The following is a 19,790-nucleotide window of genomic DNA, read 5'->3' as shown; positions in this document are numbered from 1 at the left end:
TGCTACCGGACAGAACGGATCCAATCTCTGAAAAGCTTCACGGGAGCCTCTGCCGCTTTCAGCGGATCGCAGACCAGGTAGTACCCGGACTCCGTTCTGGCCACGTGATCCACGGCGATGACGAGCCGCCCGCTTCGCAGGTCGTCATCCACGTAGGCGCGCTGGGCGATGGCAATCCCCAATCCATCGGCCGCCGCCTGGTAGCACAGCGCAGCATTCGCCAAGGTGATTCCATGCAGACGCGGGGAATCTACAAGTTCGGCCGAACTGAACCAGAGCGACCAGGCTTCCGGCCGCATCATCGAGTGCAGCAGGTTGGCTTGCAGCAAGTCTTGAGGTGTCTTCAAATGCCTGGCCAGGTGGGGTGCGCAGACAGGAAGAAATTCGTCGTCGAAGAGGTGGTCCAGCTCGACATCGGCCCACTCTCCCATGCCATGCCGGATCGCGCAGTCAGCGCCCTCGAGCCGGATGTCGTCGGCCATTGCAATGGTCGAAATCTCGAGGTCAATGTCGGGGTGTTGCGCGTAGAAGCCGCGCAGGCGAGGCACCAACCATCGGATGGCCAGGCTCGGCGTCACCTTCAGGCGCAGCCGCTTGTCCAGCTGGATATCGACCACGTCATTGAGCGCATCGTTCAGGCGATCGAAAGCATCCGAAACGCGGTGGGCCAGTCGTTTGCCCACCGCGGTGAGCTCGATCTCGCGGCCGGATTTCTGAAACAGCTGCGCTCCGAGCCCGACCTCCAACTGCTTGACTTGCTGGCTGACTGCACCGGGCGTCACATGAAGCACCTGGGCGGCGCGTGTGATCCCTTTGGCGCGGCACACTGCATCGAACACGCGCAGCGGGCCCAGGAGCGCACGGAGACTGTGCATCGTGACCAGTGAAGGCGTAGCGAACTCAGCGCTCGCCCGGACCCGCCGCTGCGACCGTGCCGCTCGCGTGCCTGGCGGCCGGACGTTCCATGAGGCAGAGCATTGCGGCCGCAAGCAGCAGTCCCGCTGCCAGACAGAGCCACGAGACATAGCTGCCGGAAATGTCAAAGAGCCGTCCCGCGAGGAATGGCCCGATGCCGGCGCCAATGGCCACCGTGGCATAGACACCCCCGAAGAGGGTGCTGTAGAGGTTCAGCGGGAATTTTCGGCTCACCAGGTAGGCTGCGAGGTCGAACTCCGCGCCGACCGCGAAGCCAGTCATGAGCAACCCGGGAAGCACCAGCGCCGGTTGGCCCGTTGCCAGCAGCAGCATGCCGGTGGCAGACAGCATGAAGAGCGTCGCCGACAAGCGCGCGGCATCGAACATGTCCAGCAGAAAGCCGGTGACGATTCGTCCGACGATGACCGCCACGCCAAGGATGCTGGCGAGACCGGCGGCGCGGTTCGGGGAAAGCCCGAGGTCGGTGAGCATCGGAACGACGTGCACGATCGTGCCGAAGATGCCGACCGAGCACAGCAGGAAGACAGCGGCAATGCGGAAGAAGCGCGGATCGGCCAGCGCCTTCAGGTTACTTCCGGCTGGGGCACGGCGGCCCTTCTCTGCAGGGGCCGCATCCGCGCCCCGCAGGAAGTAGGCAATCAATGGCAAAAGTGCAAGGACGACCGCCGCAAGGCCCAGATAGGTGGCTCGCCATCCGAAATTGGCAATGGCCGGCGTGACGATCAGCGGAATCAGGATGGCCCCAACGCCCGTCCCGGTGATGGCGATGCCCAGGGCCAGTCCGCGTTGGCGAGAGAACTTGCCCACGAGGATCCTTGTGAAGGACAAGGGCGAGGTCGCGCCACCGAGTAGCGTCAGGACCGTGACCAACGCCAGAAAACTGGCCAACCCCTGTGTCCAAACGCCCAGAAGCAGGAACGATGTCGACAGGCCCACCAGGGAGAGCAGGGTGACGCGTCGCGCACCGTACCGGTCGATCACCTGTCCGATGAACGGCGCCGCGCATCCGAGCAGCACGCTGCTGATCAGCGAGCCCAGGGACGCGGTGCCTCGGGTCCATCCGAACTCGGCGGCGAGCGGCTTCAGGAACAGACCTGAACTGTAGAAGTACAGGGATGAGACGCCACTGGCCAGGCCGAGGAAGCAACCCAGGACGTAGCGCCAATGCTGCCGCAGTTCCGAAGGTGAATGAGGAGAGGGCGTCATGTGCGGATCCACGTTGAACAAATGATGAATTCGTCTTCAGCACTTCTGGATGCCGATGGTGCGGTTCAGCAATGCCTCTTCGCCGCTCAGCACCGCGGCTGACCCGGAGTAGGCAGCGAGGCCGCGTTCCAGCACGATCACGTTGTTGGAAAATTCGAGAACGACATCCACGTGCTGCTCCACGATGATGCAGCCCACGCCGAGCTGATCACTCATTCGGACGATGGCGTCCATCAGCTCCTCGCGCACCATCGGCGCCAGGCCTTCCAGCGGTTCGTCGAGCAACAGGATGCGCGGCTGCCCGACGAGTGCCCGTGCCACGGACAGCATTTGCTGCTCGCCGCCCGACAGCTGCGTGCCTCCGTTGCGTCGCCGCTCCTTGAGCCGCGGAAACAGCGCATAGATCGGTGGCAGGGCAACGCTGGCCGAGCGTCCCTGCAAGCCCGACAGTAGGTTCTCCTCCACTGTCAGCGAGGGGAAGATGTCGCGGCTCTGCGGTACGTAGCCGAGGCCAGCGCGCGAGCGTGCGTAGGTGCTCGCGTTGCCGATGTCATCGCCGCCGAAATGAATGCGCCCCTTCATCAGGTCGGCCAGGCCCATGGCTGTCGCGAGCGTCGTGGTCTTGCCGGCGCCGTTGCGTCCGATCAGACCAAGGCGCTCGCCTTCGCGTACGCTGAAGCTGAGATGCTCGAGGACGGGCAGGCCGCCATAGCCTGCGGTGACGTCGTCGAACCGGAGTTCAATGGTGGGCTTGGGCATGACCGTCTCGTCCGAAGTAGATTTGCTTGACCTGCTCGTTGGCAGCGACTTCCTGCGGCGTCCCCTCGACCATCACCGCACCGGCGACCAGGACGATGATGTGCGACGCGAACCGGAACACCAGGTCCATGTCGTGCTCGATCAGCAGGACGGATAGATCCTTCGGCAAGCTCCCGATGGCTTCCATGATCCGGCCGCCTTCTCCCTGCGGTACGCCTGCGCCCGGTTCATCGAGGAGCAGCACCTGGGGCTTCATCGCGAGTGCCAGGGCGATCTCCGCAAGTCGCTGCTCGCCCAGTGCCAGTTGTCCCACCACCCGGTTCGCATAGGGGTGCAGTCCCAGCATGCCGAGTGTCTCGTCGACATCTTCCCGCACGCGTGCGGAACGCGCCGGCGAGGGCCACCACTGCATGGAAGCCCGGTGCCGCTGCAACACGGCGACCCTGACGTTGTCCGCCACGGTGAGTTCCTTGAAGAGGCGGCTGATCTGGAACGTGCGAACGATGCCGTTGCGCACGCGTGCGTACTGCGGCAGCTGGACGATCGAGCGGCCGTCCAGCTGGATGTCACCCGACTGCGGGCGCATCGCCCCGCTCAGCAGGTTGACCAAAGTCGTCTTGCCAGCGCCATTCGGACCGATCAATGCAGTGCGGGCTCCTAGGGGGAGGGACAGCGTGACGTTCTGCGTGACCGCCAGGCCGCCAAAGGAGTGACACAGGCCGTGGGTTTGGAGTCGGTGGGTCATCGAGCCACCCCACTGCGGCCAGGCCGCTTGGTGTACGCCACAGTGCGGTCCACAAGTCCGATCAAGCCTTCGGGCAGGACGATGAGTACGACGATCAGCATCGACCCAATGAAGAACAACCAGTGATAGGGGTTCAAGGTCGATGCGATGTGATGGATGGTCATGTACGCGACAGTGCCGAGCACGGCGCCCGACAGACGGCGCGTTCCACCCAGAACGATCATGACCACGACACCGGCCGATGTCGTGAAATCCAGCATGAAGAGGTTGGCGACTTTGCTGGTCTGTGCCGTCAATGCGCCAGCCAGCCCGGCCACGATGCCGCCGACCGTGTAGACGGCCAGCAAGTGCAAATAGACGCGCCCTCCGAGCGCCTGAACGCGTCCGGGATCCTGGCGGATCGCCCGGGCCGTGAGGCCGAACGGCGACTCCACAAGGTTCCTCAGCAGGAAGTACACAAGCACAAGTGCGCCCAGGGCATAGAAATAGCCCGTGTAACTCAGGAAGTTGAATTCCCAGATGCCCAGCAAGGGACCGATGTTGAAGCCGGCAAGTCCATCGTCGCCGCCCGTGAGCCACCTCGCCCAATTGGCCAGTTCAAGCAGCAGCTGGGCGACCGCGATGGTCAGCATGACCAGCGTCAGTTTGGTCGACCGCAGCATGACGGCGCCGCTCAGCAGCGCGATCACGCCGCCGCCCAGCCCGCCCAGCAGCAAGCCCACAATCGGATCTGCCGTCAGATACAGCGCCGTCCAGCCCGCGACGTAGGCGCCGCTGCCGTACAACGCGGCCTGGCCCAAGGTCGCAATGCCTGCCTGCCCCAGCACGAGACTCAGTGACAGCGCGAAGATGGACATGGTCGCCATGTTGGTGAGCAAACCGAGGTCCTGCGGGAACAGCACGAAGGCCAGAAGCCCCACCAGCATCAGCACGAGCTCCCCCCGCAGCTGCATCCACGGGCGGACGCGAGACGGTGCGGTCACCGTCATGGGCGCACTGACCGCGTTCATGCGTGTCTCCCGAACAACCCCTGCGGTCGAACCAGCAGGACGATGATCATCGTCAGGAAAAACGCAGCCGATGCGAGCTGCGGAACCATGTATTTCATCGAAGTCTCCACAATGCCGAGCAGCAACGCTGCAAAGAATGAGCCAAACAGATTTCCGTTGCCTCCCACGGCGACGACGGCCAGGAGGATCACCAGGTATTTGGAGGCGTAGGTCGGCTCCATGGGCAGCAGTTCCGCGCCAGCGATGCCTCCCAGAGCTGCGAGCGCTGCACCCATCACGAAAGTGGCGGCATAGATCTTCGTCGTGTCGATGCCGATGGCCCGTGCGATGGGCGCGTTGTCGACTGCAGCGCGTACCCGGATGCCAAAGGAAGATTTGTCCACCGCCAGCCAGAGAATGCAGACGACCACGAGCCCACACGCCATAACGATGAGCCGATGCCGAGGGATGGACCGAAAGCCCAGATCGACCGTGCCGTTGAACAGCTCCGGCAGCGCCACCGATGTCACAGTGGATCCGAACAGCAGATTCACCGCGGCTGTTGCCACGAACATCAGCCCGATCGTCATCAGCATCTGATCGAGGTCGTCACGTCGATAGAAGCGCCGAAGCAGGATGCGCTCGAACAGCAGCGCAACCAGTCCGACCAGAACGATGGCCAGCACGAAGCCCAGCCAGATCGGCACGCCCAGGCGCTGCGGGATCGTGGCTGCGAGGAAGCCACCGAGCATCGCGAAGGCGCCATGGGCCAGATTCACCACCCGCATCAGGCCCATCGTCATCGACAGGCCCACTGTGATCATGAACAGGATCATCGCGTACGCGACCCCGTCGATCAGAATGCTGCTAAGAAGCGCGAGAGACATGCTGCAGACTCTGCGTTACTTGGAAGCGTTCTGCGTGCGGCCGTAGTCGGGCTGCATCTCGAACGTCCGGAATTCCCGGTTGACGTAGCGTCCGGACGGGTCCTTTTCGACCACGCGCATGTAGACGTTCTGCACGAACTCGCGCGAAGCCGGGTCGATCTTCACGGGGCCTCGCGGACTTTCCCAGGAATGACCCTTGGCGCTGACAAGCGCCTTGGCGCCGTCCCGCTTCCCGTCGGTTGCCTTGACCATGTGATAGATCACATGCAGACCGTCATACGCGTTCGCAAGCTGGACGGTCGGAATGGCCTTGGGGGCAACCTCGCCGAGGGCCTTGATGACGGCGTTGTTCAGAGGAGAGTTGTGCGTCGCCGAATAGAACATGCCCGTCTCGATGCCGAGAAGATCCGGGCCGATCGCTCGCAGCTGGTCCTCATCGGTCTCGGCCGTGCCGAGAAAGCGCACGCCGGCGGCCCTCAACCCAGCCTCGTTGTATGCCTTGACCATCGCGTAGGTCGCAGGACCGCCTGGGGCGAAGACGTAGAGGGCGTCGGGCTTGAGCGCCTTCACGCGCTGCATCAGAGGACCAAAGTCGGTTGTCTTTAGCGGCGCGCGGATGGCCTCGAGCAGCTTGCCTCCGCCGCTGACGAATGCCGTGGTGAAGCCCTTCTCGGCGTCCAGGCCGGGACCGAAGTCGCTGACGAGCGTGACGGCATTCCTGACATTCTTCTCCAGCGCGTACTTGGCCACAGGGACCGCCATCTGCGGCAAGGTGTACGACGTGCGCAGCAGGAAGTCCGACTTGTCCAGAAGCGAGGACGTCGACGCGTTGAAGATCACGACCGGTACCTTGGCCTCCTGCGCGAGCGCAGCCACAGCCAGGGTGTCAGGAGTGAAATAGAGGCCGGCGATGTACTGGGCGCCTTCCTTGACAATCAGTTCCTGTGCCAGGGCCTTGGCTTGCGCGGGATTGATCTCCGGAAGGTCGCGATAGATGACCTCGATCGTGTGCCCGCCCGCGGTCGTGCCATTGAGCTTCTGGTATGCCTTGGTCGCACCCTCCCAGGTTTGCCCCACGGCCGAAAACGGTCCGGACATCGGCGCGATGACGCCAACCTTGATGACGTCGGCGCGGGCCTGAAAGGCGATCGTCGCGAGTGAGACCGCCAAGGCGGCAACGAATTTGATGGTCATTCTTTTCTCCAAATAGTGGGGCGTGCCTGGCGCGGTGAGCGCCAGGGGTTCGAACGAGGTGACGGACCTTCGAACGGATGTCAGACCGAGGCGCCGTTTTCTGCCCTGGTGGTCGCCTCAAGGGCGACATCACGGGCCATCAAGGTCGCGTACTTCTGATTCATGTCGAACAGGTTGGCCTCGTGGGCCTGCAGCGACCGGTCCCCCACGCAGTCGGTCACGACGAGGGGGCGGAACCCGTGGCACATGGCGTCGACCACACTGGCGCGGACACAGCCGCTGGTCGTGCACCCGGCAATCAGGAGGGTCCGTATGCCGCGCAGGGACAACCAGGCGGCCAGCGAAGTTCCGAAGAAGGCCGAGGGACTTGTCTTGCGCAGCACCAACTCCCCGGCCACCGGCTGCAGTTGCGGAACGATCTGGCTTTCAGGCGCATCCTCGCGCAGGGCAAGGATGGGGGGCACCTTGAGCGCGAAGATGTTGGCGTCGGCGCCATCGTCCTGATACACGACCCGCGTGTGCACGATCGGCCATTGGCGCTGGCGGGCTTGGGCGAGAAGCCCGCGCGTGCATTCGATGGCGGGGCCGATGTTGCCGCCGCCGAACGTGAGCGGATCGGCGAAACCATTGATGAAGTCGATGATCAACAGTCCGTAGGGCGCCATGGGCGCCACGGCATTGCCGAACCCTTGCTTCTGGTAGATGTCTTGATCGAAGCTCATTGGAAAGCCCCGTCGATCACCTTGCCGTCGCGAACCACGACGATGCCATCCAGCGCCACCGTGCAATTGCGCAGCGGAATGTCGAGGTGACAAGGCGTGGTGCGAGAGCCGCCGGCCTCGTTGTTCGGGCCCAGGGAGAACAGGAAGTTGCCTTCGAACGAGCGCGCATCCTGGCCGGTCGTCGCTTCGCGGTCCATCAGCGACAGCGTGTGCCAGTAGCACCGTGGCTGCATCCCCCAGCCGATGTGCGCGATGGCGTAGGCCTCGGGGTCCTTGTAGGCTTCCATGAATTCGCGCAGCAGGGCGGCATCGACGTCGCCTTCGATGCTGCGCACGAAACCGCCGCTCAGATTCATCGTGATCTTGTCCGAGACGTAGTTCTTCTGCGGCAGCAGGATGTCACCGCGATCGATCACGATGGTGCCGTCGCTGCCGCCTTCGTTGGCGAAAGTGAAGAGAAAGCCGCTCGGCCAGTGGTCCCAGCGACCGGGTTCCTCGCAGAAGCCGTACTCGGTGATGACCGGAAATTCGCCGAGCTGGAACGTCACGTCCGTGCCGGCCGGCGAGGTCACGTGCATCGTCTTGGCCTTCTTGAGCAGCTTCGACGCGTCCAGCACGCGCTTGCGATCGGCTTCGGTCGGCACCGCCCGCACCAGGACCTCCGGCGGCTCCACGGCCAGCAGGATCTTCGTTCCCGACTCCAGGATCTCCATCTGCTCGGGCGAGAACAGCAGCAGCATCAAGTCCAGGACGAGGTCGCTGTTCTTCATCGCCGCCAGCGCGACCGGGTTGTCGGTCAGGGGCGTTGCGCCCAGGTAGCTCATCAGGTCGCGGCTGGTGGCCTTTTCCGCGTTGATGGGTTGCAGTTCGATCCTCGTCACGATCGCGCCTGCGGCCTGCGCGGCGATCGTCGCTGTCTGGAGCGTCTGCGGGTGCGTGTGGGGGCCGCACAGAATGGAGACCGTCTGTCCGCGCTCCACTTTGCTGAGCTTCAGGACCTCGTCCCAGGCCTTGATCATCTGATAATCGCTGACTGCCATTTTTTCGTCCTTTGGAGTGAAGTGTCAGAACTGCAGCAGCGCCAGGTCTTCCGGGCTGCCTAGCTTGAAGAGCCGGCGCGCATTGCCATGGCACACCTGTGCCCGCGTCTTGTCGTCGAGAGGTGCGTCTTCGATGAAGGTGCAGGCCTCGGCCGTGGACTCGTAGGGGTAGTCCACCGAAAAGAGCACGGCCTGTGCCCCGAGCTCGCCAATGGCGCCCAGGAGGGCCGGTGCAGAGCACACGCCGGACGTGGTGATCACGATGTTGCTGCCGATGTACTCGCTGGGTTTGCGCGCCAACTTGATGCCGGATGGATACGCGGCGAAGCGGCTGTCCATGCGCCAGCGCTGGTACGGAAGGGCCTCCCCCATGTGGCCCAACACCAGGGTCAGGCGCGGGAATCTGTCGAACACCCCGCCGAACAGCAGGCGCAACGCATGGCCCGCCGTTTCGACGCCCCATCCCCATGCAGCGCCCTGGAGCACCGGCATGCCTTCGAGCAGGGCCGGCGCTTGGCTGAACGCGTTGGGATGCAGATAGATGGGAACGCCGAGCGCCTGCGCGCGCTCCCAGAACACATCGAACGCGCCACCTTCGTAGTAGCGACCCAGGGTATGGCCGTTGATCATCGCGCCTTTGAAGCCGTGTTCGACGACGGTGCGCTCCAGCTCCTTGGCTGCGGCGCTCGGGTCCTGCATGGCCACGTGGGCGAAGGCGCCGAAGCGTTGCGGATGGCGCGACACGCGCTCGACAAGGAACTCATTGTTCTCACGTGCTCGGCGCACGGCGGTGTCGCGATCCGCCTCAGCCTGTACACCGGGCATCGTTTGCGACAGCACGACGTACTCGATGTTCCCTGCGTCCATTTCCGCAAGGCGCTGGTCGTCGAAGTCGGCCAGCCTGGCGTCGAGCTTGGCGACGAATTCGGCGGGAAGCGCTCGCGTGTATGGGGCTGAGTAGGCATTGAAGCCGGGAGCGGAGAAGTGCTCCTCCAGCGCGATTTTTGGGGTTTGATTCATGGTCTTCCTAGGTGGCCTCAGACGGGGTACGCCAAGGCGGTGTCGAGAATTTCCGTGTCGTGGATCACTTCACGGCTGGCAAGCAGCAGCCGTTCGCCTTCGCGCACGAAGCGGTCGTGATAGACCCCGGCCAGGTGCACCGTGGATGGGCCCTCCACCAGGGTCTGCATGAGGATGAAGGGCGTCTGGGAACTGATCGTGTTTCCCGTCTCTTGCAGCACGCGCGCAATCCCCAGCACATGCAGCATGTGCCGCGGCGCGAACATCTGCGAGTGCGCGACGGCGAGGGCGCGGTCGATGATCATGTCCAGGCCTTCGCAGTAGATGAGTCCCACGGGCATGTTCAAGAGCGCGTTCTGGCGCGAGGTCACGCGGTACGTCGCTTCCTGGCTGAAGAAGTCCGGCCAGCGTTCGACGTCGTTCGCATCCAGGACCGCGCAGTACTCGACGTGAAACGACTCGATCTCGGCGCGCAGCTCGGCTGCGCGTCGCGGCGAGAGGGTGGTCCTGGCGTAGGCGAGGCGATCCTTCATGCTGCTTTCTCCGCGACACGGATGTCCATCACGTCCCGGTAGTACTGGTAGAGGGAGCGGATACAGGACTCGGAGATGAGATTGCGTGCCGTGCCCTGGTGGCCTGCATCGAGCTTGACGACGTTGTTGTCCGTGGAAGAGTTGCGCAGGCCTTCCTGCACGAACTTCAATGCCTCGTTGTCCTCGAGGCCCAGGAAGCCGGCCGGGCCCATCAGGTTGCCCTGACGCAGGCGGTGCCGTGTCATCTCCGGCGTGTCGTCCTCGTACCCAAACATCGTCCACTGCATCACCATGCTGTTCGGACCGTTCGGGATGATCTGGCGCACACCCATCGTGTTCATCTGGCGCTGAACGATGAGGTTCGGCCACATGGTCATCATGTTGGCGGACCAGGGCGACTTGAACTCCCGTACATAGTCCAGGAACCGTTCGTCGCGCAACCGGAGGTTGTCGCTGAAGGATCGCATCTGCGCCTTGTCGTCGTCGGCGACAGTGGCATAGATCTCGTCTGGCTTGGCCGACGCCATGAAGCCATGGCGACCATGCGCCTTGTCTGCAAACACGATCGACTTGATGCCAGGCACGAGAAGGCCAAACACCACGAGAAACGAATGCAGTAGCGTTGCGTGGTACGGATCCTTGAGGTTCTCGTGGTACATCTTCCAGTTGCAGGGAAGCTCGTTGCGGCAATAGCCCAGGATCTTGAGTTTCTTGCCCGAGAAGGGAACGTCGAACTCCTCGACGATCTCCTGGGTCATGTACTCTTCCAGAGGAGGGGTCTTGTCGGAGTAGGTGGCGAACACCACGCCGTTGCGTGTGGCCACACGCAACTGGCGGGTGCCGTGGTCGGCGTTCTTGAAGTCCGCTGGCATGCCGCCCACCTTGTTGATGCCGCGCTTGAACGGAACGCCCTGCAGGTTTCCCTTGAGGTCGTACGACCACTGGTGGTAGGGGCAGACGAACTCCTTCGTATTGCCCTGGCTGGCGCGGCAGAACTCCGCGCCGCGATGGGCGCAGCGGTTCTCAAAGACGGAGATCGTGTGGTCCTCCGCGCGCACGATCACGACGGCCGTGGCGCCGACATAGCCGCGCTTGTAGTCGCCCGGGTTGGGGATCTCCGCTTCCAGGGCGACAAAATTCCAGGTGTCGCCGCGAAAGATGCGCTCGATCTCCTGGTCATAGATCGCCTGGCTGGTGTAGACCCAGTCCGGGATGTTGTTCATGGCGTCCGCTGGCCAGACGCAATGTTCCAAGGGCGGGTTCTTTCGGGCATTCGTGATGCCGATGACCGCCTGCGATTGATACATGAAAGCTCCTTAGCTTTGAGAGAGGTGGTTAAGCGGTGGTCGCGACGTCGGCCTGCATCTGCTTGGCCCATGTGCGCAGATTGGTGGCGTCCAGTTGAAAGTCCTCCAGCTGCACGGGCCGCCCACGTTCGAAGAGAGGGCGAACGGCTCGCAGGTCGGCGCCCGCATTGATGGCGACGCCGTGCAAGGGGACAGAACCCCGATGGCCGATCCACAGCACCTTGTCGTCGGCCGGGTCGCCGCGGCGCACATATTCGAGATCGTTGGCCGGCAGGCCCAGCATCTGGATGTTGTGTTTCCCCTGGTCGGTCCAGAACCACGGCACCGCGGGTGCAGGAAGAGGCAGGCCCAGCATGGCGGCAGCGGCAGTGCGCCCCTGCTCGTTCGCGTTCTGCCAGGATTCGAGGCGCGTTGGTGCCGCCTGGCCGGGGCGGCGCTGGCTGGTGCAGTCGCCACATGCAAACACGTGTGCGTCGCTGGTGCGGCAGGACGTGTCGACCAGAATGCCGCCGCCTGCCGCGATCTGCAGCCCCGCATCGCGCGCCAGCGCGTCGTTGGGCAACAGGCCGATGGCGACGACCACCTCATCCACTTCCAGATCGCCGGTGCTGGTGCTCAGGCGCGACCGACCGGCCGGCAGTGAATGGACGCCGCTGCAGGAAGCACCGAGCAGGAGCGTTGCGCCCGCTGCACGCGTTCGCGATTCCAGCCATGCCGACGCCTGCGGCGGCACAAAGCGATCGAGCAGGGCTGTGGCGCGTTCGAGCACTGTCACCGAAGCGCCTGCGGACAGTGCCGAGTGGGCGATTTCGAGGCCGAGGAAACCCCCGCCAAGAATTGCGACTTGCGGCGTTCCTTGAAGGGCTGCGCGTAGCCTGCGCGCGTCATCCAGAGTCCGGATGTAGTGCACACCCGGCCGACCGGCGGGGACGGATGCGAGCGTGACGGCCTCGCCGCCGGTGGCGAGCAGGCAGATCTCGTACTCGAGCACCTGCCCGTCCGCAAGGCGGACGTGCTGCTGCGCAAGATCCAGTGCAACCGCATCGCTGCCGCTGAGCAGGTCAATCTTGCTGCGCGCCCAGGATTCGTCCGTGAGGACGTCGAGCCGGGGGGCGTTGGCAGCGACCAGGACGGCCTTGGACAAAGGCGGGCGCTCGTACGGTCTGTGGCGCTCGCGCCCCAGCATCGTGATGCGCCCGCTGTAGCCATGCTCGCGCAGGGCGTGTGCCGCGACAGCCGCCGACTGGCCCGCACCGACGATGACGATACCGCGTGAGGTCATTTGCCGGCAGGCGACAACACGTAGATGTGATCGCCTTCCCGCTTCACGGCATGGGTGCGCAGGTCCACGGTGACCGGCGCACACATCGCTTTGCCCGTACGAATGTCGAAGCGGCCCTGATGCAGGGGGCATTCGACACAACCGTCTTCCACGTAACCCTCCGACAGCAGAGCGGTGGCATGGGTGCACATGCTGTCTGTGGCGAAAAACTCGTCGTCGATCCGGTACAGCGCAACCCCGTAGCCAGCGACGTCGACCGTCTTCGCTTCATCGTTGCTCAGCTCTTGCGCCGAGGCGACCTTGATCCAATCCATGGCTCCATCCAGTCGTTGAAAGATCCGAAATAAATACTCAGTGAACTGTCATATTAGTTGGATCGGTCTGTCTTTTCAAGTGCGGGTTTGTACTTGTTGGCACTGCACCAGAGTGGATGGAAATGCACCCAAAAACCGGACGGAAACGGTGCGTTTACGCTCTTGATTCGCACCGAATCAGTGAGTTTGTCGTGTCAGGGTTTTCATCAAGAAACGCTACCTTCACACACGCGCACCGCACGTCTATACTTTTGCATGTGTACTGTCATAAAATGGAAGCGGGGCATGAATGGCCTGCTGACACCGCGATGCAAATGGTGGGAAGCGGCCGGTGAACATCTCTTGATGGGTGCCGATCGTGTGGGCAAGCACGCGCCGATGTGGCCTGGGAGGTGCCTGGTCAGGATCGCCGTGCCGCACATCCTGTGCGGCGCCTGGAGAAAATCAGTCAAGCAAAAGGAAACGCATGAACCAAGCAGACATTCCGGCGAGAGTGCTCAAGCGCGAGGGCATCGGAGCCCGGGTGCCTCGCAAGGAGGATGCGCGCCACATGGTGGGCAAAGGCAACTTCGTGGGCGACTTCGTGCTGCCGGGTCTGCAGGAGGTCGCGTTCCTGCGCAGCCCTCTGGCGCACGCCACCATCACGGGTGTCGAGATTCCGGAAGCGCTTGCGGGGAAGGTGTTCCTGCGCGAGATGATGCTGGATGCAGCGGACATCGGTTCCCCTTCTTCGCTACCCACATACCAGTACTCGGCCTTGCCGCCGTTGGCTTCGGGCAAGGTCCGGCACGTGGGAGAGGCGGTCGCCATGGCTGTTGCGCCAACGCGTGCAGTGGCGGAAGACCTGCTCGAAGAGGTGCAGGTCTCCTATGACGAGCTGCCCGTCTACCACGGCGCCGAGTCTTCTCTTGCGGCGACGGGAGACTTCCTTCATCCTGGGTGGAAAGACAATGTCTTTCTCACGCTGCGGGCCAATCGCGACTTCGATGAACTTGCCGCGAAGGCGGAAGTGAAGGTCAGCCGCACCGTCGAGCTGTCGCGTCAGTGCATCGTGCCGCTGGAGGGCAAATCGGTACTGGCCTACTGGGACTTCCAGGCCGATCAACTCGTGGTCGTCAGTGCGACACAGGTCCCGCACCTGCTGCGCGTCGGTATCGCCCAGCACCTCTCGATGAATGAGGAGGCGGTGCGCGTGGTGTCCCCCGACGTGGGAGGCGCCTTTGGCTACAAGGGACAGCTGTACCCCGAAGACCTGTGCATCGCCTGGCTGGCCAAAACATACCGAACGCCGTTCCGCTATCTGGAGGATCGGCGTGAGCATCTGATCGTCGGCGCCAACACGCGGCAGCATCATTACCAGCTCACTGCCTACGCGGACCGCACGGGAAAGCTCCTCGCTTTGGACGCCGTCATCACCATCGACGGCGGCGCCTATTCCTACTATCCCTTCTTCGTCGGTCTGGAGCCTGGGCAGGCGATCGGCAACCTGCCGGGCCCCTATACCTTCCGTGGCTATCGCTGCGAGACCCTGTGTGTCGCGACCAACAAGCCGGGCTTCATGGCTTACCGCGGCGTGGCGCGCACCGGCGTCTGTTTTGCGATCGAACTCCTCATGGACGCCGTGGCGCGTGAAGTAGGCCGAGAACCATGGGAGGTCCGCATGGACAACCTCGTCCCGGCCGCCGCCATGCCTTATGTCAACGTAGCCAACAAGCACTTCGACAGCGGCGACTTTCCCGCGAGCCTGCGTCGCGCCGTGGAGATGATCGGACTCGCTACAGTCCGTGAGCGGCAAGCCCGGGGAGAGCCGGACGGACGTCGGATCGGGTTCGGGACGGCAACCTACACGGAGCAGTCTGCCCACGGCACGACCGTTTTCGCCAACTGGGGGTTGCCGGTGGTGCCTGGCTTCGATCAGGCGGTCGTCAGGATGACCGCGGATGGCGGGCTGGAAGTGCGCGTCGGCGTGCACTCGCATGGCCAGGGCATGGAGACCAGCTTCGCGCAGATCGCGAATGACGTACTTGGCATTCCTGTTGCCCGGATCCGGGTCGTGCATGGCGACACCGCGCTCACGCCCTTCTCCTCGGGGACCTACGCCTCTCGGGCCACCGTCATGTCAGGAGGCGCCATCTCGACGGCGTGCAAGGAACTGTTGCCTCGCATCCAGTCGATCGCCGGCTATCTCATGGGCGTGGACCCGCAGGCCGTCGCATTGGTCGAGGGGTTCGCCGTCGCCGGGGAAAAGTCGATTCCGCTGTCCCAAGTGGGCGGCGCGTGGTATCTCACGCCACAGGATCTGCCCGAGAACGTGCATCTCGGTGGACTGGAGGTTTCGCGTGCATACAAGCCCAGGGTCGACACGGGTACCTTTACCTATGCCACCCATGCCGTGGTGGTCGCCGTCGACACGCAGACAGGCGAGGTCGAGATCCTCGACTACGTCGTTGTCGAGGATTGCGGCACCATGGTCAACCCGATGATCGTGGAGGGTCAGACCATAGGGGGCATCGCGCAGGGCATCGGCACCGCGATGTATGAAGAAAGCCCATACGACGACCAAGGCCAGCCCCTGGCTTCCACGCTGGCCGACTACATCTTGCCTGGCGCCACGGAGGTGCCGCGCATCCGTATCGAGCACTTCGAGACGCCTTCGCCTCATACCGAGTTCGGCGCCAAGGGCGTGGGGGAGGGGGGCGCGATCGCGCCGCCGGCGGTGATCTTCAATGCCGTGAACGACGCGTTGCGAGGCACGGGTGCTGCGGAGGTGCTGATGACGCCCCTGACGCCGCGTCGCTTGCTCAAGGCCCTCGAAAGCGCGAAGCCGGAACAGGGGCTCGTCAAATGAAGGCGGCGAAATTTGCGTACACGCGGGTCTTCGACGTGGATGAGGCGATCGAGGTGCTGGCCAAGGGCGGCGGCACGGCCAAGGCGATGAGCGGAAGCCAGTCCCTCGGTCCCATGCTCAACTTGAGACTGGCGCGACCGGCGCAAGTGGTCGACGTCGCTCATATCGCAGTGCTGCGCGCCGTCAGTCGCAAGGGCGAGTGGGTCGAGATCGGCGCTGCCGTCACGCATGCCGAGATCGAGGATGGTGTGTACCCGCCGCTGGCGGCGCATCCCATGCGTCAGGTCGCGGGAGGCATCGCCTACCGGGCGATCCGAAGCCGCGGCACTGTCGGAGGCAGCCTGGCGCATGCAGATCCAGCTGCAGACTGGGTGGTGACGCTCGCTGCGCTTGGTGCCCGCATCGTGCTCAGGTCGCCGCGTGGCGAACGCACGATCGAGGCGGACGGCCTCATGCTCGGCGCCTATACGACGGTGCTCGAGGCTGACGAGCTGATCGTGGCCATCCACGTGCCATCCGAGACGCCGACGACGCGCTGGGGGTATCACAAGGTCTGCCGCAAGCCTGGCGAATTTGCCGAAGCCAGTGCAGCGGTTTATTTCGATGTCTCGCGCAAGTGTGCACGCGTGGTTCTGGGGGCCGCAGACGGGCCACCGATCCTGTTGAACGAATTCGCGGCGGAAGTTGCCAGCAAGGGTGCGCAGGCCGCAGGGCGTGACAAGGTGAGCGCGGCCGTCGGCCCTGCGCTTCCTGATCGCGACGGCATCGACCGGAAGCTCTTCACGGCCTGCGTCGAGCGCGCACTCGAGCAGTCGGGTGTGTTTTCCAACCACAAGCTAGCGGAGTAAGAAGACTTGAACCCCATCTCTATTCAGGTCAACGGCCGCGGCTTCAGCCGGCAGGCGGAACCGCGGATGCATCTTGGTGACTTCCTGCGGGACGAACTGCGCCTGACAGGAACCCACCTTGGCTGCGAGCATGGCGTCTGCGGCGCATGCACGGTGCTCGTCAACGGGCAACCGACGCGATCGTGCATCACTTTCGCCGTGGCATGTGAGGGCCAGGAGGTCACCACCATAGAGGGCTACGACGATGATGCGGTGATGCAGAAGCTGCGTCCGGCGTTCACGCGCCATCACGCACTGCAGTGTGGGTTCTGCACACCCGGAATGCTCACCACGGCGCGCGACATCGTGCTGCGCCTGCCACACGCCGACGAGGCGCTCGTGCGCCTCGAGCTGTCCGGGAACCTGTGCCGTTGCACCGGATACCAGGGCATCGTGGACGCCATCCTGGATGTGCTGCAACAGCAGCGTGACACCCCCGACGCGGAAGTCGAAAAGCTGCGGCAGACACTGAGCTTGCCGCGAACCATGGCACTGGGCCCGGTCACGACACCGAGTCCGGCGCAGCCGCCCACGGCGGATCCGGTGGTTGCCGCGGAAATGGCCGAGGTCGATCCCATCGCGATGGCCAAGGCCAAAGCCAAGGGCAACGCGATCGAAGTGCATTTCGATGTGCCCTATCCGGCCGATCAGGTGTGGGAGTTCATGGGCGACCTGCCTGCGGTTGCATCCTGCTTGCCCGGTGCGACCATCGACTCGCACGAGGGAGAGAGGGTCAAGGGCACCATCGCGATCAAGTTCGGCCCGATGTCGGCGGCATTCGCCGGTGCAGCGCGGCTGGAGCGTGACGACGCTGCCAGGCGCGCAGTCCTGCGCGGTGCGGGCCAGGACAGCCTGAGCAAGTCGCGCACCCAGGGAGACATCACCTATCGCTTGGAAGCACTGACGGCCGGAAGCACTCGTGTGCACGTGGACATGATCTACGCCCTCCAGGGTCCACTGGCCCAATTCTCGCGCTCCGGACTCGTGAAGGATTTCGTGCGCCGCATGGTCGCGGACTTCGGAAAACAGATCACGCGACGGTTGGGCGGGCAAACGGTTGCGTCCAATGAACCACAACCCACGGTTTCCGTCGCCGGGATGATGTGGAGCGTGCTCTGGAGTCGCATCCGTGGCTGGTTTGGAAAATCGCCGCGGCCCTGACATAACTCGCTTCAGGTGCGATGAGCAAAACACGCGAGCGATTGGATGGTGCTTTCACCGCAGCTTCCAACGGGACGCTGGATCCTCGCCTGCGGGCGAGTGAGTGAATCTTTTTTGGAGTCTCAATGAGTTCCTTTCTTCATGGCTATCACGTGCGTGCGGACGGGGTGCGGCTGCACCTCTTGCGCTACGGCGGGCAGGGCCCTCGACTGCTCCTGCTGCCGGGAATCACGAGTCCTGCAATCACCTGGGGCTTCGTCGCCGAGCGATTGGCTCGGCACTTCGACGTCCATGTCCTTGACTTTCGTGGGCGCGGTCTGTCCTTCAGCGCGCCGGGGATGGTCGCGAGCCTTGATGCCATGGCGGCCGACGTGCTGGACCTGCTGAATGTCCTGGAATGGTCGTCCGTGACGGTGCTGGGTCACTCCATGGGCGCCCGCGTGGCAATTCGCGCCGCGGCGTGCGATCCGGGACGCATGGCCAAGCTGCTGCTTGTCGATCCGCCCATGTCCGGCCCGGGCCGCCGACCTTATCCAGTTCCTCTGGCTTGGTATGTCGAGTCGATCCAGATGGCCGTCAATGGCATCACGGCCGAGGAGCTTCGCCCCTATGCACCCACGTGGACAGACGAACAATTGCGGCTGAGGGCCGAATGGCTCCATACCTGCGACCAGGATGCCGTTGTCCAGGCGCATGCTGGCTTCCATGAGGACGACATCCACGCCGATCTACCCAAACTGCAGACGCCGGGACTTCTGATGGCGGCGGGCCGAGGAGGGGTGATGCTGCCGGAAGACCTTGCTGAGATCGAGACTCTCGCGCCTGGATTGTCGCAATGCACGGCTTTGAACGCGGGGCACATGATCCCGTGGGATGACGAGGAAGATTTTTATCGCTTGCTGGGTGACTACCTGAAGGTCGACCTGCGCTAGCGCAGCCTGACGCGCGGTTTGGTTTTCCATTCACCCTCAAGGGAGTCGATAAACTCGTCGGCTGACACCTTCAGCGATCTTGAGATGATGACAAAGCGTTCTCCCGCTCAAAAAAAGACAGTCGGCTCGGCCGATGTGGCAAAGCAACCGGTCCTGGAGCCTTTCAATCCGTTGCGCCAGGTCATGTGGCGTCGCCCGGGTTTCCTCATCCGCAGGCTGACCCAGATCGGACAGGCGATCTTTTTCGATCTATGCAAATCCGAAAGCATCACTCCGCTTCAGGTCGGCATGCTGACGGCGCTTTCGATGAACCCTTGGCTGGATCAGAAAGCGATCGGTCGAGAGCTTTCGCTGGACAGGACAACGACGGCGGAAGTGCTCAAACGTCTCGGTGACAAGGGGTTGGTCGAAACCCGCGTCAACCCGGACGATCGTCGATCCAGGCTTTCGGTGATCACCACGGATGGGCTCAACCTGATCAATGACTTGCAAGAAAGCATTCACCGCTCTCAAGAACTGCTGATCGAACCGCTGTCGCCGGAAGATCGCGTTGTCTTCATGAGGTTGCTTGCGCAGCTCGTCGATGCGCATGAAAAGAAGGAAAAGGGAGCTTGAGTCGTCTGACGGGGTTTTCGTCTTTCACAGACTGATGAATATCGGCGCACTGATTTCTTTCAGTTCCCGTATTCCTTGCTGATCGTTCGCAGCAGCTGCCGTCTTCGTGCGACTCGGTATCTCCGTGCATCGGTCTTCTGCTGAATTTCTCTGGCTGCCTTGAGAGTCGTGGGAAGCCGGCAAACATCAGGCCTTGGCCGTTGGTTGATCCGCACGTAAGTTGTGTTTACTAAGTAATTTGGGACTGCTTCTGGAAGCAGGATTGAGATGAGCTACACCGCCCCCCTCAAGGACATGCTGTTCGACATCGAGCACCTGGCCAACATCGGCGAGATCGCCAGGCTGCCGGGCTTCGAGGACGCCGGCCTCGAAACCGCGCAGGCCGTGCTCGAGGAATGCGCGCGCTTCAACCA

20 protein-coding genes are annotated in these 19,790 nt (G+C 63.3%); 6 read left to right on the top strand and 14 right to left on the bottom strand.

The window, feature by feature from the left end; genetic code table 11:
* Positions 1–2: 2 nt before the first annotated feature.
* From AC1DMS_RS19940 to AC1DMS_RS19875, 14 genes are all read right to left on the bottom strand, one after another.
* Positions 3–875: a LysR substrate-binding domain-containing protein gene (locus AC1DMS_RS19940; protein ID WP_478181657.1), complete on the bottom strand. Its 873-nt coding sequence runs from the start codon at positions 873–875 to the stop codon at positions 3–5.
* Positions 876–900: 25 nt separating this feature from the next.
* Positions 901–2,142 carry an MFS transporter gene (locus AC1DMS_RS19935; RefSeq protein WP_062366012.1) on the bottom strand — a complete coding sequence of 414 codons (1,242 nt, stop codon included), beginning with the start codon at positions 2,140–2,142 and terminating at the stop codon, positions 901–903.
* Between the two features lie 36 nt (positions 2,143–2,178).
* A complete protein-coding gene (locus tag AC1DMS_RS19930) occupies positions 2,179–2,901 on the bottom strand; it encodes an ABC transporter ATP-binding protein (protein ID WP_062365573.1) in 723 nt (240 codons plus the stop codon).
* Positions 2,882–3,646, bottom strand: coding sequence for an ABC transporter ATP-binding protein (locus tag AC1DMS_RS19925; RefSeq protein WP_062365574.1), 765 nt, complete (start codon positions 3,644–3,646; stop codon positions 2,882–2,884). Before AC1DMS_RS19925 ends, AC1DMS_RS19930 begins: the two co-directional genes overlap by 20 nt.
* A complete protein-coding gene (locus tag AC1DMS_RS19920; protein ID WP_062365575.1) occupies positions 3,643–4,656 on the bottom strand; it encodes a branched-chain amino acid ABC transporter permease in 1,014 nt (337 codons plus the stop codon). The genes AC1DMS_RS19925 and AC1DMS_RS19920 overlap by 4 nt, the downstream gene beginning before the upstream one ends.
* The gene (locus tag AC1DMS_RS19915) at positions 4,653–5,522 is read right to left on the bottom strand and encodes a branched-chain amino acid ABC transporter permease (RefSeq protein ID WP_062365576.1); all 870 of its coding nucleotides are present in this window, start codon (positions 5,520–5,522) and stop codon (positions 4,653–4,655) included. The genes AC1DMS_RS19920 and AC1DMS_RS19915 overlap by 4 nt, the downstream gene beginning before the upstream one ends.
* A gap of 15 nt (positions 5,523–5,537) precedes the next feature.
* Positions 5,538–6,716 carry an ABC transporter substrate-binding protein gene (locus tag AC1DMS_RS19910; protein ID WP_062365577.1) on the bottom strand — a complete coding sequence of 393 codons (1,179 nt, stop codon included), beginning with the start codon at positions 6,714–6,716 and terminating at the stop codon, positions 5,538–5,540.
* 80 nt (positions 6,717–6,796) lie between these two features.
* Positions 6,797–7,438 (bottom strand): isochorismatase family protein, encoded by a 642-nt coding sequence (locus AC1DMS_RS19905; RefSeq protein ID WP_062365578.1) that lies wholly within the window; start codon positions 7,436–7,438, stop codon positions 6,797–6,799.
* Positions 7,435–8,478 (bottom strand): 2,5-dihydroxypyridine 5,6-dioxygenase NicX family protein, encoded by a 1,044-nt coding sequence (locus AC1DMS_RS19900; RefSeq protein ID WP_062365579.1) that lies wholly within the window; start codon positions 8,476–8,478, stop codon positions 7,435–7,437. The genes AC1DMS_RS19905 and AC1DMS_RS19900 overlap by 4 nt, the downstream gene beginning before the upstream one ends.
* Positions 8,479–8,502: 24 nt before the next feature.
* Complete coding sequence (locus AC1DMS_RS19895; protein WP_062365580.1) at positions 8,503–9,498, bottom strand: amidohydrolase family protein; 996 nt, start codon at positions 9,496–9,498, stop codon at positions 8,503–8,505.
* Between the two features lie 17 nt (positions 9,499–9,515).
* A complete protein-coding gene (locus AC1DMS_RS19890) occupies positions 9,516–10,031 on the bottom strand; it encodes an aromatic-ring-hydroxylating dioxygenase subunit beta (RefSeq protein ID WP_062365581.1) in 516 nt (171 codons plus the stop codon).
* Positions 10,028–11,338 carry an aromatic ring-hydroxylating oxygenase subunit alpha gene (locus AC1DMS_RS19885; RefSeq protein ID WP_062365582.1) on the bottom strand — a complete coding sequence of 437 codons (1,311 nt, stop codon included), beginning with the start codon at positions 11,336–11,338 and terminating at the stop codon, positions 10,028–10,030. Before AC1DMS_RS19885 ends, AC1DMS_RS19890 begins: the two co-directional genes overlap by 4 nt.
* Positions 11,339–11,366: 28 nt before the next feature.
* Positions 11,367–12,620, bottom strand: coding sequence for an NAD(P)/FAD-dependent oxidoreductase (locus tag AC1DMS_RS19880; protein WP_062365583.1), 1,254 nt, complete (start codon positions 12,618–12,620; stop codon positions 11,367–11,369).
* Positions 12,617–12,934 (bottom strand): non-heme iron oxygenase ferredoxin subunit, encoded by a 318-nt coding sequence (locus AC1DMS_RS19875; RefSeq protein ID WP_015867061.1) that lies wholly within the window; start codon positions 12,932–12,934, stop codon positions 12,617–12,619. The genes AC1DMS_RS19880 and AC1DMS_RS19875 overlap by 4 nt, the downstream gene beginning before the upstream one ends.
* 466 nt (positions 12,935–13,400) lie before the next feature.
* Between AC1DMS_RS19875 and AC1DMS_RS19870 the strand changes: the two genes are divergently transcribed.
* The 6 genes from AC1DMS_RS19870 to AC1DMS_RS19845 form a co-directional block, all read left to right on the top strand.
* Complete coding sequence (locus AC1DMS_RS19870) at positions 13,401–15,782, top strand: xanthine dehydrogenase family protein molybdopterin-binding subunit (protein WP_062365584.1); 2,382 nt, start codon at positions 13,401–13,403, stop codon at positions 15,780–15,782.
* Entirely contained in the window at positions 15,779–16,630 is an 852-nt protein-coding gene (locus AC1DMS_RS19865) for an FAD binding domain-containing protein (protein WP_062365585.1), read from the top strand. Before AC1DMS_RS19870 ends, AC1DMS_RS19865 begins: the two co-directional genes overlap by 4 nt.
* Before the next feature lie 6 nt (positions 16,631–16,636).
* A complete protein-coding gene (locus tag AC1DMS_RS19860) occupies positions 16,637–17,830 on the top strand; it encodes a xanthine dehydrogenase family Fe-S subunit (RefSeq protein ID WP_062365586.1) in 1,194 nt (397 codons plus the stop codon).
* 125 nt (positions 17,831–17,955) lie between these two features.
* Positions 17,956–18,762, top strand: a complete 807-nt coding sequence (locus AC1DMS_RS19855) for an alpha/beta fold hydrolase (protein ID WP_062365587.1) — start codon at positions 17,956–17,958, stop codon at positions 18,760–18,762.
* Positions 18,763–18,846: 84 nt separating this feature from the next.
* Entirely contained in the window at positions 18,847–19,377 is a 531-nt protein-coding gene (locus AC1DMS_RS19850; protein WP_015867056.1) for a MarR family winged helix-turn-helix transcriptional regulator, read from the top strand.
* Positions 19,378–19,644: 267 nt separating this feature from the next.
* Positions 19,645–19,790 (top strand): acyl-CoA dehydrogenase N-terminal domain-containing protein (locus AC1DMS_RS19845; RefSeq protein WP_478080946.1); only part of this gene is annotated, 146 nt, incomplete at its 3' end.

The organism is Variovorax sp. 05T418, assembly GCF_056396385.1.
Note: the sequence above shows the minus strand (reverse complement) of the source record. Positions and strands in the feature narration are given on the sequence as shown.

Excerpts from the sequence above, each read along its gene's own strand:
- AC1DMS_RS19930 (WP_062365573.1), bottom strand. The coding sequence starts at position 2,901 with ATGCCCAAGCCCACCATTGAACTCCGGTTCGACGACGTCACCGCAGGC.
- AC1DMS_RS19900 (WP_062365579.1), bottom strand. The coding sequence starts at position 8,478 with ATGGCAGTCAGCGATTATCAGATGATCAAGGCCTGGGACGAGGTCCTG.
- AC1DMS_RS19875 (WP_015867061.1), bottom strand. The coding sequence starts at position 12,934 with ATGGATTGGATCAAGGTCGCCTCGGCGCAAGAGCTGAGCAACGATGAA.
- AC1DMS_RS19885 (WP_062365582.1), bottom strand. The coding sequence starts at position 11,338 with ATGTATCAATCGCAGGCGGTCATCGGCATCACGAATGCCCGAAAGAAC.
- AC1DMS_RS19890 (WP_062365581.1), bottom strand. The coding sequence starts at position 10,031 with ATGAAGGATCGCCTCGCCTACGCCAGGACCACCCTCTCGCCGCGACGC.
- AC1DMS_RS19870 (WP_062365584.1), top strand. The coding sequence starts at position 13,401 with ATGAACCAAGCAGACATTCCGGCGAGAGTGCTCAAGCGCGAGGGCATC.
- AC1DMS_RS19910 (WP_062365577.1), bottom strand. The coding sequence starts at position 6,716 with ATGACCATCAAATTCGTTGCCGCCTTGGCGGTCTCACTCGCGACGATC.
- AC1DMS_RS19920 (WP_062365575.1), bottom strand. The coding sequence starts at position 4,656 with ATGAACGCGGTCAGTGCGCCCATGACGGTGACCGCACCGTCTCGCGTC.
- AC1DMS_RS19905 (WP_062365578.1), bottom strand. The coding sequence starts at position 7,438 with ATGAGCTTCGATCAAGACATCTACCAGAAGCAAGGGTTCGGCAATGCC.
- AC1DMS_RS19895 (WP_062365580.1), bottom strand. The coding sequence starts at position 9,498 with ATGAATCAAACCCCAAAAATCGCGCTGGAGGAGCACTTCTCCGCTCCC.
- AC1DMS_RS19935 (WP_062366012.1), bottom strand. The coding sequence starts at position 2,142 with ATGACGCCCTCTCCTCATTCACCTTCGGAACTGCGGCAGCATTGGCGC.
- AC1DMS_RS19855 (WP_062365587.1), top strand. The coding sequence starts at position 17,956 with ATGAGTTCCTTTCTTCATGGCTATCACGTGCGTGCGGACGGGGTGCGG.
- AC1DMS_RS19940 (WP_478181657.1), bottom strand. The coding sequence starts at position 875 with ATGCACAGTCTCCGTGCGCTCCTGGGCCCGCTGCGCGTGTTCGATGCA.
- AC1DMS_RS19865 (WP_062365585.1), top strand. The coding sequence starts at position 15,779 with ATGAAGGCGGCGAAATTTGCGTACACGCGGGTCTTCGACGTGGATGAG.
- AC1DMS_RS19880 (WP_062365583.1), bottom strand. The coding sequence starts at position 12,620 with ATGACCTCACGCGGTATCGTCATCGTCGGTGCGGGCCAGTCGGCGGCT.
- AC1DMS_RS19925 (WP_062365574.1), bottom strand. The coding sequence starts at position 3,646 with ATGACCCACCGACTCCAAACCCACGGCCTGTGTCACTCCTTTGGCGGC.
- AC1DMS_RS19850 (WP_015867056.1), top strand. The coding sequence starts at position 18,847 with ATGATGACAAAGCGTTCTCCCGCTCAAAAAAAGACAGTCGGCTCGGCC.
- AC1DMS_RS19915 (WP_062365576.1), bottom strand. The coding sequence starts at position 5,522 with ATGTCTCTCGCGCTTCTTAGCAGCATTCTGATCGACGGGGTCGCGTAC.